Source organism: Microcoleus sp. LEGE 07076, from assembly GCF_015207455.1.
GTDB lineage: Bacteria > Cyanobacteriota > Cyanobacteriia > Cyanobacteriales > Microcoleaceae > Microcoleus.
In genome coordinates, this window is the sequence record NZ_JADEWV010000006.1 from 19,862 (window position 1) to 31,815 (window position 11,954).

The 11,954-nt window shown below is 42.7% G+C and carries 14 protein-coding genes; 2 read left to right on the forward strand and 12 right to left on the reverse strand.

Annotated features, from left to right (window positions below):
* Positions 1-102: 102 nt before the first annotated feature.
* The 4 genes from IQ270_RS01830 to IQ270_RS01845 form a co-directional block, all read right to left on the reverse strand.
* On the reverse strand, positions 103-372 hold the full coding sequence (locus IQ270_RS01830; RefSeq protein ID WP_193971406.1) for a hypothetical protein: 270 nt from the start codon (positions 370-372) through the stop codon (positions 103-105).
* Positions 320-658: a hypothetical protein gene (locus tag IQ270_RS01835; protein ID WP_193971408.1), complete on the reverse strand. Its 339-nt coding sequence runs from the start codon at positions 656-658 to the stop codon at positions 320-322. Before IQ270_RS01835 ends, IQ270_RS01830 begins: the two co-directional genes overlap by 53 nt.
* A 271-nt stretch (positions 659-929) precedes the next feature.
* Positions 930-1,103 (reverse strand): hypothetical protein, encoded by a 174-nt coding sequence (locus tag IQ270_RS01840; RefSeq protein ID WP_193971410.1) that lies wholly within the window; start codon positions 1,101-1,103, stop codon positions 930-932.
* The gene (locus IQ270_RS01845) at positions 1,100-2,287 is read right to left on the reverse strand and encodes a M20 family metallopeptidase (protein ID WP_193971412.1); all 1,188 of its coding nucleotides are present in this window, start codon (positions 2,285-2,287) and stop codon (positions 1,100-1,102) included. The genes IQ270_RS01840 and IQ270_RS01845 overlap by 4 nt, the downstream gene beginning before the upstream one ends.
* A 269-nt stretch (positions 2,288-2,556) precedes the next feature.
* Here IQ270_RS01845 and IQ270_RS01850 point away from each other — a divergent pair, with 269 nt between their 5' ends.
* On the forward strand, positions 2,557-3,987 hold the full coding sequence (locus IQ270_RS01850; protein ID WP_228056006.1) for a glycosyltransferase family 87 protein: 1,431 nt from the start codon (positions 2,557-2,559) through the stop codon (positions 3,985-3,987).
* Between the two features lie 20 nt (positions 3,988-4,007).
* Here the strand turns inward: IQ270_RS01850 and IQ270_RS01855 are convergent, their stop codons facing one another.
* Complete coding sequence (locus tag IQ270_RS01855; protein WP_193971416.1) at positions 4,008-4,232, reverse strand: helix-turn-helix transcriptional regulator; 225 nt, start codon at positions 4,230-4,232, stop codon at positions 4,008-4,010.
* A 223-nt stretch (positions 4,233-4,455) separates the two neighbouring features.
* On the opposite strand from IQ270_RS01855, the gene IQ270_RS01860 reads away from it, so the two are divergent.
* The gene (locus tag IQ270_RS01860; protein ID WP_193971418.1) at positions 4,456-4,689 is read left to right on the forward strand and encodes a hypothetical protein; all 234 of its coding nucleotides are present in this window, start codon (positions 4,456-4,458) and stop codon (positions 4,687-4,689) included.
* Positions 4,690-4,992: 303 nt separating this feature from the next.
* Here IQ270_RS01860 and IQ270_RS01865 read toward each other — a convergent pair whose 3' ends face one another.
* From IQ270_RS01865 to IQ270_RS01895, 7 genes are all read right to left on the reverse strand, one after another.
* On the reverse strand, positions 4,993-5,511 hold the full coding sequence (locus IQ270_RS01865) for a hypothetical protein (RefSeq protein WP_193971420.1): 519 nt from the start codon (positions 5,509-5,511) through the stop codon (positions 4,993-4,995).
* Positions 5,508-7,058, reverse strand: a complete 1,551-nt coding sequence (locus IQ270_RS01870; RefSeq protein ID WP_193971422.1) for an LlaJI family restriction endonuclease — start codon at positions 7,056-7,058, stop codon at positions 5,508-5,510. The genes IQ270_RS01865 and IQ270_RS01870 overlap by 4 nt, the downstream gene beginning before the upstream one ends.
* Positions 7,059-7,110: 52 nt before the next feature.
* Positions 7,111-8,163, reverse strand: a complete 1,053-nt coding sequence (locus IQ270_RS01875) for a restriction endonuclease (protein ID WP_193971424.1) — start codon at positions 8,161-8,163, stop codon at positions 7,111-7,113.
* Between the two features lie 255 nt (positions 8,164-8,418).
* Positions 8,419-8,823 (reverse strand): PIN domain nuclease, encoded by a 405-nt coding sequence (locus IQ270_RS01880; RefSeq protein ID WP_193971426.1) that lies wholly within the window; start codon positions 8,821-8,823, stop codon positions 8,419-8,421.
* Positions 8,810-9,022 (reverse strand): type II toxin-antitoxin system VapB family antitoxin, encoded by a 213-nt coding sequence (locus IQ270_RS01885; RefSeq protein WP_096829519.1) that lies wholly within the window; start codon positions 9,020-9,022, stop codon positions 8,810-8,812. The genes IQ270_RS01880 and IQ270_RS01885 overlap by 14 nt, the downstream gene beginning before the upstream one ends.
* A 282-nt stretch (positions 9,023-9,304) precedes the next feature.
* Complete coding sequence (gene aspS / locus IQ270_RS01890) at positions 9,305-11,092, reverse strand: aspartate--tRNA ligase (protein ID WP_193971428.1); 1,788 nt, start codon at positions 11,090-11,092, stop codon at positions 9,305-9,307.
* A 155-nt stretch (positions 11,093-11,247) separates the two neighbouring features.
* Positions 11,248-11,835: a hypothetical protein gene (locus IQ270_RS01895; RefSeq protein ID WP_193971430.1), complete on the reverse strand. Its 588-nt coding sequence runs from the start codon at positions 11,833-11,835 to the stop codon at positions 11,248-11,250.
* Positions 11,836-11,954 lie beyond the last annotated feature (119 nt).

Genomic DNA, 11,954 nt, shown 5'->3' on the forward strand with positions numbered 1-11,954 from the left:
CGATCCGATAATGCTCTCAATATTCTAGTTTTTAATAAAAAGCGATCGCCCTTCATTTCCCAAATTTTTGAAAAGTGCGATCGCCCTTTCTAGATCAATTATTTAAACTAACTCAGACACTCTCAGCCGCCCTTCTACGGGTTCATACTCATCCTCTAAAAGCCAATACTGCGCTTCATCATAACTCTGACTAGAAAACACAACTTTATAACCCTCAGCCGGATCGTAAATCCGACAATTCCCCTCAGCATCACTTAGTAACAAAAGCAGATAAGGCGGTGAAAGATTTGGATCGATCCATACCTCTGTAAACTCCCAGTTATTCTTCACTACGTCGGGTTCGAGGCGTAACGTGGTATCGGTTTTCTGCATCAACTTTTATCTCTCCGTAATAAAGTAAAAGACGGCTACCATCCGGGTCAACTCTATAACCAATTGATTCAATAAAAAACATACCATAACGATCGTAGCCCCGAATCGTACCTGTAAAGTCTCCATCTTCTATTATGGCTTGAGCTACCTGATTCATCGTAGGTTCATCGTTAAAAATATGAGCAGCACGTCCTTTATTAAGTAATCTTTTCATTTGTGGCGTGTCTGGCAATTGTTTAGCAATGTGCCGGCTGTCAAGGGTGATTTGGCGCTTAATTCCACTCATCAATTAATTGAATCGCATACAAGTAAGTAGGTAGGCGCAAATAAACCGTGGTATCTAACAGAATGTAAAACTCTCGTAACCGCAAGCGAAGTGCTTCGCTTCACTTCGTTTTGCTATCTTCGGACATATATATGTTTTTTTGCACCCATCTACTTAATTGAGTATCATAACTTGGCTGTACAATCAAGGGTTTTAGTTTTTATTGTAGGGTGCGTCAGGCTGAATGTGGCGACCACAGACTAAACATTTTTCCCCGCTCCTCAGCCTACGGTTAGTTAGCTATTTGGTAAGGTGCGTCGCTCGCTGGATTGTCGCTATTAGTTGAGGGATTGTCGATCGCGATACACCCTACAGCTACAGTAAATATTGGGTAAGGTGCGTCGCTATTAGTTGAGGGATTGTCGATCGCGACGCACCCTACAACTACGATTAGAAACGATATCACTTACTTGCTTGCTGTTTCCAATATTTGTAAGCGGCATAGGCCAAAGTGACAGCGCCCGTCACGATGGAGGCTTCATCCACCTCAAACTGCGGGTGGTGGAGAGGATAATTCGGTTTGTCAGCAAGTCCCACTCCCAAGCGAAACATGGTTCCCGGTGCGTGTTCTAGATACATCGAAAAATCTTCCGCGCCGAGGGATGGTTCTGGTAAAATCTGGACGCGCGATCGACCTAAACCTTCTAAAGCCGCAGTTTCCACTAATTGCGTCAGTTTTGGATCGTTTTGGACTCCCGGTACGCCACGCTTGTAGGTGAGTTCGTACTTGGCGCCGTAAGTCGCGCAAACGCTGGAGACAATTTGTTCGATCCAAGCCGGCAGTTTTTCGTGGGTTTCTGGATGCAGCGATCGCACTGTGCCCAATAATTTTACTCGATCGGCAATCACGTTCGGCGCGCGTCCGCCACTAATTTGCCCGATCGTCAACACCACAGGCCTCAAAGGATTTTGCGTCCGGCTAATCGCCTGCTGCAAAGTAGTAATAATCTGAGAAGCGATCCAAATTGCGTCGATCGCCTCGTGGGGACGCGCACCGTGACCAGATTCGCCCATCACAATCAATTCTAGGTCATCCGCCGCCGCCGTCAGGGCCCCGTGGCGAATTCCCACACAACCGCCCGGAATCGTCGGAAAAACGTGCACTCCCAGGATGCCGTCAACATCCTGCATCGCCCCATCTTTAATCATCCATTGAGCACCTTGGGCAATCTCTTCCGCCGGCTGAAACAAGAAGCGGACATTACCCGGCAATTTTTCCTTTAACTCAGACAATATCATAGCTGCACCCAAACCCACAGTTGTGTGGATGTCGTGGCCGCAGGCGTGCATCACTCCCTCGTTGCGGGAGGCAAATTCTGAGTTAGTAAGTTCTTGAATCGGCAAAGCGTCCATATCCGTGCGAATTGCTAGCCACCGGGACTCGCTGCTGTTACCTTTGATCTCGCCGAGGACTCCGGTTTTGCCGATTCCTTCTATGGCGCGGACTCCGCTGGAAGCGAGCACTCCGGCTACGTAGGCTGCGGTTTGATATTCTTGGCCGCTGAGTTCCGGGTGCGAGTGGATGTGGCGGCGAATTTCGATCAAGCGGGGGGCGAGGGTGGCGGCTAGTTCTTGGATGCGGGGAAGCATGAATTTTGTTGGGGAGAGCTTTGATTAACTAGGTTAACGCAAATGCTTGGGTGTGACACTGAGATTTTTTTTTGATTAACCGCAGAGGGCGCAGAGAGCGCAGAGAGAAGATGGCAAAGAGATTTGGCTGGGGATGCGGAATAGGAGTTGATATTTTAGGCTTTAATGTTGTGTTTTGGTTGACATTTTTTTTGTGATATCATCAAGCAGTATTTTTTTTACAATTATTTTTTATGATTAGTTTTGGTTTGTGGAATGTGATTATTCTGATGGCAGTTGCTTTTGTTCTCAATCGTAGTTTGCGGTGGAACTGCGATCCAATCCTTCGGCAAAATTATTTGTTTTTAAAACATCCTTTGCTACCAAGGTTTATTCGGTTCTTGGATCGACCCATCGTTAATTTTTTTTTGCAAGCATTTCTTGTATTAGTTGTAACCAGATTTATCTGTTATACGGGTTGGTTAGTTTACGATCTAACTAATCGACCAGAGCCTCCTTATTGGGATTTTAAGTGGTTTTTTGTAGCGAGTAAATTAGCTCACCAGCATTTAAGTCCGTTTAATGTCGAGGTATTTAATAAGGGTTTCTGTAGTCTCACCAAGGTGTGCGGGTTTATTCCATCTTTTGTTTATCCACCTAATATCATTCCTCTGATCTGGTTTCTAGGTTATTTTCCGATGAAGACTGCATTCACAATCTGGATTGTGCTGCATCTTATCGCTACAGGTTTTGTTTTATGGGGAGCGAATATCCTGTTGGATTCCCAGTCACAAGCTTTGAGGACTATTTGCACTATATCAGTGGCGTTTATCTACGGTTTTGTCTTCGACCTGCAAGTTGGCAATGTGGCAACTTTTATTGCTGTTCTGCTGTTGTGGATGTTTATCTTAGCTCGAAATAATCGAAACTTTCCCGCAGGAGTTTTATTGGGAATTGCTCTTTTTAAACCAACTTTAGTTGTGTTATTTATTCCTTATTTTATCATCAAAAAGCGGTTTGATCTAATCTTTGTATCAATAATTACCGGAATCTTCCTAGCACTGTTCGGTTTGGTAATATCCGGTAATTCCTTAACAGGGTTTCTACAGGATGCTATTCGTGGATTTCCACTGTGGCTCAACGATCCATCAAATAATCCTTATATTTCGATGAGTCGCATCGATTTAAGGGTTGTGGGGCCCAGATTTTTCCCCGATAGTCCATTTCTAGCTAACCTATTTTCGGATTTAATTATTCTAGTATTAGTTGGTTTAGTGAGTTGGTATTTTTACCGAAAACAATCTCGCACTGCTTGGTCAAAAAATATTTATTTAGCCGAAATGGTATTAGTTTCATGTTTGAGTATTGCGATTAACTATTCTCAGCCAACGAGTTCGGTGATGTTAGCGCCGGCGGTGGTTTTTTTGCTGAACGATTTATGTTTTCAGATTAAACATTGTGCTTTTTCTCGGCAAAGAATGTCTGTTTGGTTATTAGGAGTTGGCTGTCTCCTGGTGCAAACCGCAGTGATTCATGCTGGGTTGTTGGTGTTTCTGGGAAAGCGCTGGAACTGGAAAGAGGGAGAATTGCCTTATTTGTTGAAAGTAACTGTTTTTTCATTGCCGAGTTATGCGGTTTTAGGGATTACTTTAAGTGTTTTGATTTTAGCTATGACATCTGTTGGTCAAAAACAGGTTGCTGAATTTGACCGATCGCCCTGAAGCACGAATTAGACACCATGTCATTTTTCGCGATCGGGCTCGTCCTCCTCATACACCATTAAATCCCCCGGCTGACAATTCAGTGCTCTGCACAAAGCGCTGAGAGTTGTTTCGTCAATTCGGGTGAGTCGGCGACGGGTTTTGATTTTAGACACAGAAGTGGGGTGCATCCCAATTAAAACAGCCAATTCTTTATTGCTGATATTGCGATCGGCCATGACAACTGCCAATTTCCAACGGATCACTGGTGATGCTCAACTGCTACTCATAACTTTGCAAGCAGATGTTACCATTCTGCAACCTTGACTCTTGTTTAGATTGTCGCTACGACCATTTATTTTGTCGTAACGATTGACAGAGGGTTGGGAATAAACTACACTGAGGATGTACAAACCCAAAAACGATCGCCCCCTGGCCTAGAAAACTTGAGGGCGATCGCAAATCCACTACTTCTGTAGTTGAAACCCTATGATATCACAGCCAAAATCTGTTCCCGAGCTGCTTCGGGAAGAAATTCCCGACGTACCTCAAGGGAAACAACCGATTCGTTTGCTCATTTGCGGCGTTCCTAAAGCGGTAGACAGCATCGTTAATCTGCTGCACGTTTTGGGTTTTGCACAAGTTGGTGAATGGAGCCCGCCTCTACCGTCGCCTCTAGCGGGTGAGGTAATTCGGATTTTAACCCGTTACTGGAAAGAGTAGTTTTTGAGGGCGATCGGATTTTTGTGTGAAGTGCGATCGTCCAAGATATTCAAACCGCACTGCCATTAATTAAATTGCAGTTGCCTTTTTGGATGTAGTCACGAGTTGGTAAGGCTATGACTTTTCCATACTCCGGACAGTTTTTGGAACGATACTACAAGCCTTACAGGGCAAGATCACAAAAAAGTAGAATTAAATGCAAGTCAGGGGTAGACGTGACATTGATTTAATTATCCACGCTCGCCTCAAAGTCCTAGGGAATAAGCCATTTGCCCATAGAAAAAGTGTCCGGACTATTGATTTTTAAGAGTTTGGTAATTGTTTAATCTCGTCCAGTATTTCTTGAAGCGTAAAGTAAATGTAGTAAAAAACTGGCTTTCCATTTATGTCTATAGTGCCATATCGACGATATGGGCGACCATCACTACTGGTATATTTTATTTTAGGCTCATAGCCATCGTATTTTGGGCTAAGATAACCTAAGTTAATAGGAGCGCATTTTTCATCAAAAGTGATTCCCCATTTTATTTTTGCTTCTAACTTTCCATCAGGCTTTCGCTCCAAATCGTAGAACAGATTTTCATAAAAATACCTCATATCAATTTTTTGAAAGTCCAATTCTGTGATAAGCATTGGATAAGCTAGTGGTTTCACTTCTTGATCGGGCAACAATATATCAAAAAATTTCTTTGCTTCCCCAGTTATGTAATCCTCAGCAGCTTTTTTTTGTTCTTCATTTTGAAATGAAATTAGAGGAACATAAATGCTTTGAAAAAGTAGAGTTTCAGGGCAAATTCCTATAATATTTATTTTCTGATTCATGAGTTTTCCAGGTAGAGCTTTTGGATAATAAAGAAGTTAGCCTTAAATATTTTGATTCCTTTAATATCTAGGCTTTGTTCAGTTTCTCCCAAAGGCTCAGGCTCAGGCTCTGCTGTGTAATACCAAGGAATAAAAAATACACTCTCTGCAACAGTATGGGTTTGCTGGAGAGCAAATTCATAAGTAAGCTGCTTGATGATATCATTTTTGTATTTATTTGCCGATTTTGGCGACGATGAGGGATTAAGATAAAAGTTAAGAGGTACATCTTTATAATCAAATATTTTTAGTTTAAATCCATTTTTTGTTTCAAATTTAAGAACTAAGTCGGGACGGGGAAACCGGCGCATTGCCCTACTTATATCTCGCTGTTCTAATTGATCATACCTTCTGTTTGAGTAGACCAGCGTTCCAACTTCAGTATCAAACTCAATACAAAGGAGTTCATTCCATCCAAATAAATCGTCTTTATTAGGATAGGAAATATCAGATATTGTCCGATAAATCCATTGATTACCGTATCCGTTTCTAGAAGAGGCTCGGCAATTGCCAACCCGTTTTGGTTCTTCACCTTGCCTCTTAGGTTCTGGATGTGGAGGATCTTTCAAAGGTATATCGGTATCTGCATAGCAGATTTTATCTGGGTATTTTTTGAAGAAATAGGTGCTGCACATATCCTCCCAAACCAGAGAAAACCCTTTTATTCCCCAGTAGTTACCATCATTCTGAGCGGGATTTATTTCGCCATATAGGAATATTTCAATAGCTTCATAAAGTCCCCAATAGTCAGCGTCTTTATAATAAGTATTTTTGTCTATGTTATCCAGCGCTTCTTTAAGAATGCTGATAGTTTCGCCAAAAGTGTCTTTGTCAAAAATTGACTGGTTGCTGGTCAAGTAGCCGTCTTGGAAGCGTTGAGCAAGGAAGCGAATATCTTGACTGTGTGCTTGAATATTATCCGGCACATCGCCATCCAACTGCTGTACAATCTCATCGAGTATATAACAATACAGGTTCACGATATCAGTGCTTTCATAGCGCACCGTCGGACGTGGCAAATCCATCGCCTCGATGTAAATTACATCGTTATCGAGGTAGATAGCGCGATCTAAGTATTTGTAAATTTGAGAATAATCAATATCTTCACTGCGTCTGGCTTTCTTTTGGATTGAGTTGATAGCAAGGTCATCGTAGGCTTCCAGTACCCGCTCGATCATTTTAATCTTGCTATAGAGTACACAAACTTCCCCATCTTCGGTTTGCATACTGACTCCGCCACCAGAAAGGGTAGTCTGATCTTGGTCTTGCTGGAAGTCCGGTCTGTTAAGGTTGAATCGGTTTGTGCCTGTATTGTCTCTCTCAAACTTGCGGAAAGTGCGATACATCTGGAAAAATAAATCCCGCACCTCGTTAAAGTCACCATCTGGAAAATTATCAAAGCCATTTGGCAGACAAAACTCATAACCATCTTCTAAAGCAGATTTACGGATTCCAACAAAAAAGTCATTGGAATTTTTGATTAAGTTAAAGCTTGAAAAATCAAACATGGAGTATCAAAAAAGAGAAGCTATTATTTTTAAGTAGAGACTTAAGACCAATTCAAACATTGAAATTCATTATGTTTATAATGAACTCATTATGCAATTTAGTGAAATCACCGAAAGTGACGAGTTCATCTCTTGTTACCTTCAAAAGATCCACAAGGGGTTTTTTGTCACGGTTGAAAACGCTATCCCATAGGAAGAACATGAGTTTATTTTGTATCTGTTCAGCCGTTACAGGCTGTTTGATAAAGTAATAGCCAATTTGCTTGTCCTCAATTCCCCGAATTGAAGTGTGATGAATTTTGATAAAGCTGTTAAGTTTTTTTATTAGCTCTTCCCACTCATCCTTATCCACAATACCTGCTGTACCGTATGTTGCAGCAAGAGGTGTACTTTTATCCCAGTTGACAAATTCCCAATCCCAACGTCGTTTAAAGGCGCTATCCATAAAGTAAATGGAATTGTCAGAGGTGTTCATCGTAGCTAGGATGGAAAGATTAGGAGGAATACGAATACAGCTACCAATTATCTTATTATTTTCAATTTTGATGTTAACTTTTGACAAAATATCTTGATGTTTTTCAAGAGTTTTTGCCTGACCTTTTCCTTCGTACTTATAAGTTGGTATTTGTCCTTCTCCCGATTTTTCCGTTCCCGCTTCTTCAAAGCCTATCAAATCAACAATCTTTCGTAATTCTAAATCAGAGACATTGATTCCATAATCAGACCAACCATTTTCAGCCCGATCTAAAAGTTGAAAAACTGTCCCAAAGATTGCTGAGGAATTACCTCTATTTATTTCATCAATCACTAAAGCTACATTTTTAATTTCTTCTCCTTCTTGATGAGAAAGAAGATTTTTGTAAGCTTGTGCAAGTGCTTTTAAAAAATGACCTTCATAAAAGTTATATTCCACTTTTTTTGATATAGTAATCGGCACCAGTTTTCCCATGAAGTCACCATAAGTGTACTCTGGATGAAAAACTGTTTTAATAACATTCTCTGGACTTGTTATTCCCAGATTGATCGGGACAATTTCCCGATCAATTCTGTAGCTTTTTCCAGTTCCAGGACTACCGAAGAGGATTTTCTGAATGGGAGTTTTCACTTTGTTGGTCTACTTAAGTTACAAAATGCTGGTGAAGAGATATCAAGCTACAGATATAAGTGCCAAGACCTACTCTGAGTCGTGAGCAGCCATAGGTAAAATAGCTGAGGTAATATCCCTCCTGTTGGTATAATGAACTACTTATGGATCTGTGTCAATCTTTTTTCGGTGAGTGAGGACGCAGTATCGCAAAAAAACGCGGTTTCTGACCACCCGAAAACCAAAGAAACCGGGTTTTTAACTTTTTAATCTTCATTAACTGTCAGGCCGGAAGCGCAAGCAATTGACCGATCGCACTCTCTGAATAGTTTCAAAATCGCGATCGTTATGAACTAGAATAAGTTGGTGTTCGATCGCAAGTTGGGCAATGCAGCAGTCGATACTACTTCTAACCGTTAACCCCTGTCTTTGCAAATCGTAATAAATCCGAGCAGCGGCTACCCAAGTATTAGGTGTAGACTCTATGTAGTCTTGTTCTTGGAGATAAGTTTCTAATAGTGTCCACTCCCGTTCATCTCGACAACCTTGCAAAAGTTCCATCTGAGTAAATCTGTTCAGAAAAATACTTTCATTATTGATTATTGCTTCCAGGGATTGGCGTACTACACCTGTCCTGTCGCGGAAAACGCCGATCCAGACTGAGGTATCAATCAGAAACATTTCGGTTTTCCCGCAAGGCTTTGTAATCGTAGTCGGTCGAAAATTGAATTTGTCCGCTTAAATCCAGTAGATTCCGCTTTTTACGGGTGCGAATTAATTCTTGTAAAGCAAAGTCAATCAGTTCTTTTTCTGTCTTGAAATTGGTTAAGCGAAAGGCTTCTTTAACCAACTCTTCGTTAAGTTCAACGGGGGTTTTCATGGTTAATCTTTCATCTCATTGTAATGATACTTACAAGCCACGATCGCAATTTGTTCGTTCGTTACTTGGGAAAGTAATAGTTTTTACCTATTTTTGATTATGATAATTATAGCGTTTTTAGTTTAATGACAACAAAGTATTCTCGGGAAAACCCGGTTTCTGACTGCCCACAAATCAAAGAAACCGGGTTTTTCGCAGTTTCTGGGAGGTGTGGCGAAGTATTCTGGAAAAAACCCGGTTTCTCGCCACCCATCCACTATCCATTGAAGGTGTTTTAGATACCTATGACTTGGCTACATAAGTCGATCGCACTTGCAACTCCTTCAACTGCTTCTCATCCACACTAGACGGTGCATTCGTCAACAAACACCCGGCTTGCTGCGTCTTCGGAAACGCCATGACATCCCGAATCGACTCCTCGCCAGCTAACAGCATCACCAACCGATCCAAACCGTAGGCAATTCCGCCGTGGGGAGGAGTTCCGTACTCAAACGCATCCAACAAAAAGCCAAACTTATTGTAAGCTTCCTCAGTCGATAAGCCGATCGCCTCAAACACCTTTTCCTGAACTTCCCGCTGGTAAATCCGCAGGGAACCGCCGCCGACTTCTGTACCGTTTAATACCAAGTCATAAGCTTGAGCTCTGGCTGTTTTCAAATCGGCAATATCGTCGGGATGCGGTGCGGTAAACGGGTGATGTAATGCTTCCAAACGCTTCTCATCGGCGTTCCATTCAAACATTGGGAAATCCGTCACCCACAGCAAATTCATCTTGTCTTTGTCAATAAATCCTAATTCGTTACCGACAAACAAACGCAATCTATCTAAAGTCTTATTGACAGTTATTGCATCAGCGGCTGCAAATAACAACAAATGACCTGGTTTCGCCCCCGTGCGATCGAGCAATTCCTGTTTTTGTGCTTCAGTCAAATTATCCTTAATTGCGCCGATCGTATCAATTTCGCCATTCTCCCGCACCCGGATAAAAGCTAATCCTTTCGCCCCAGCTTCGCTAGCTTCCTTAAACAAATCGCCACCCGGTTTAATTCGCACGTTAGAAATCGCATCATTCCCGCCCGGAATCGGCAAAATTTTCACAATTCCGCCCGCAGCAACTGCCCCGGAAAATACCTTAAATCCCGAATCTTTCATCAAATCTGAAACATCAACTAATTCCATACCGAAGCGAGTATCAGGTTTGTCGCTACCGTAGCGATCCATCGCTTCTGCGTAAGTCAAACGCGGGAAAGGACGAGGCAATTCTACGCCTTTCACTGTTTGGAAAATATTGCAGACTAAACCTTCATTTAATGCAATCACTTCTTCCACAGACATGAAACTCATTTCCATGTCCAATTGCGTAAATTCCGGCTGTCTGTCGGCGCGCAAATCTTCATCGCGGAAGCAGCGAGCAATCTGATAATATCTATCAAAACCAGACACCATTAATAATTGTTTGAACAACTGCGGCGACTGCGGCAAAGCATACCATTCACCGGGATTGACGCGGCTGGGAACTAAATAATCTCTCGCACCTTCGGGAGTGGCGCGAGTTAAAATCGGTGTTTCAATTTCCATGAAACCCTCAGCATCTTCGAGGTGGCGGCGCATGGCTTTGACTACTTGGTGGCGAAGCTGCAAATTGCGACTCATGCGATCGCGCCGCAAGTCCAAATAGCGATATTTCAAGCGCAAATCTTCCCGCACGCTTTCACTATCCGCCGTCGAAACCTGAAACGGTAACTGTTTCCGCACCGCATTCAACAACTCAATCTCGTCAGCATAAATTTCTATTTCACCCGTAGGCAATTTGGGGTTGAGGGAATCTTCGGGGCGGCTGGTGACTCGCCCGGTAATTTTCACCACGTATTCACCGCGCAAAGCCTCAGCCCCGTGATAGGAATCGGGGGTGCGTTGGGGATCGCTGACAATTTGCACTAATCCCGATCGATCGCGCAAATCCAAAAAAATCACCCCGCCATGATCGCGGCGGCGATCCACCCATCCGTAAAGGGTTACAGTTTCTCCGATGTGTTCGCTTCGCAGTTCGCCGCAGTAGTAAGTTCTCATGGTTGGGGGTTTGTGGACTAAAAATAAGGCTTTCTGATTATAGCGCTTAGTGTCAAAACCTTTTATGAATAGGCAAGATGCCTGTTCCACAACAAAATTCAATGTTTGTGGAACAGGCATCTTGCCTGTTCCACAAAATGCTGCAAAATATGAGTTTAATGCTTCTTGTCAAAAAACTTGGTTAGCGCCTGGAATGCAGATTTCGACGCATCCGTCAAACGAGTACCTAGCGACTCAATTTCTGCAACAACAACGTGCCAATTCTTTTCAGTTTGCTTCTGAATCTGGTCAACAGCTTGTTCGATACTATCGCGTTCGATCAATTTATTTTGTTCCACCGCTTCTCGCGCTTGTCGCACTGCTTTCAAATAAGCTTCGCGACTGACTTCGCCGGCCTCTTGTACCTGCGCTTGCGCCCGCGTTTTAATCGCATCAACCACCAGCCAATTTTTTTCGGATTCCTTTTTAATCAGGCTGACTGCTTCTGTCATTCTCTCTTTCGCCGCCGTCTTATTTTCTGCGATCGCGCCGCTGGCTTTATTCACAGCGTTTAAATAAGCTTCGCGAGTCAGATCGCCCGCTGCTTGGAATTCCGTGGCTGCGCGTTTTTTGATTGCTTCAAACAGGGCAGCAGTTTCTGCGATCGTCTCATCAGTCGCGTCGGGCATCTCTTTTTTGACGAGATCCGTCGTTTCTGGAGTTACCTCTACAATTGTTTCCTCAGTCACATTTGGTTCTGTCATATCAATTATCTCCTTTTTTCGTCTGAAAACGCGGACTAAAGTATGTGTCGCCCCAGATTTTATTCTGGTCTTTAAGACAGGCATTAAAAACTTAGTCCTATTCTAATACATTTTATCTA

Coding starts and splice junctions, on each gene's coding strand:
- IQ270_RS01830 (WP_193971406.1), bottom strand. CDS start 372: ATGCAGAAAACCGATACCACGTTACGCCTCGAACCCGACGTAGTGAAG.
- IQ270_RS01835 (WP_193971408.1), bottom strand. CDS start 658: ATGAGTGGAATTAAGCGCCAAATCACCCTTGACAGCCGGCACATTGCT.
- IQ270_RS01845 (WP_193971412.1), bottom strand. CDS start 2,287: ATGCTTCCCCGCATCCAAGAACTAGCCGCCACCCTCGCCCCCCGCTTG.
- IQ270_RS01850 (WP_228056006.1), top strand. CDS start 2,557: ATGGCAGTTGCTTTTGTTCTCAATCGTAGTTTGCGGTGGAACTGCGAT.
- IQ270_RS01860 (WP_193971418.1), top strand. CDS start 4,456: ATGATATCACAGCCAAAATCTGTTCCCGAGCTGCTTCGGGAAGAAATT.
- IQ270_RS01865 (WP_193971420.1), bottom strand. CDS start 5,511: ATGAATCAGAAAATAAATATTATAGGAATTTGCCCTGAAACTCTACTT.
- IQ270_RS01870 (WP_193971422.1), bottom strand. CDS start 7,058: ATGTTTGATTTTTCAAGCTTTAACTTAATCAAAAATTCCAATGACTTT.
- IQ270_RS01880 (WP_193971426.1), bottom strand. CDS start 8,823: ATGTTTCTGATTGATACCTCAGTCTGGATCGGCGTTTTCCGCGACAGG.
- IQ270_RS01885 (WP_096829519.1), bottom strand. CDS start 9,022: ATGAAAACCCCCGTTGAACTTAACGAAGAGTTGGTTAAAGAAGCCTTT.
- aspS (WP_193971428.1), bottom strand. CDS start 11,092: ATGAGAACTTACTACTGCGGCGAACTGCGAAGCGAACACATCGGAGAA.
- IQ270_RS01895 (WP_193971430.1), bottom strand. CDS start 11,835: ATGACAGAACCAAATGTGACTGAGGAAACAATTGTAGAGGTAACTCCA.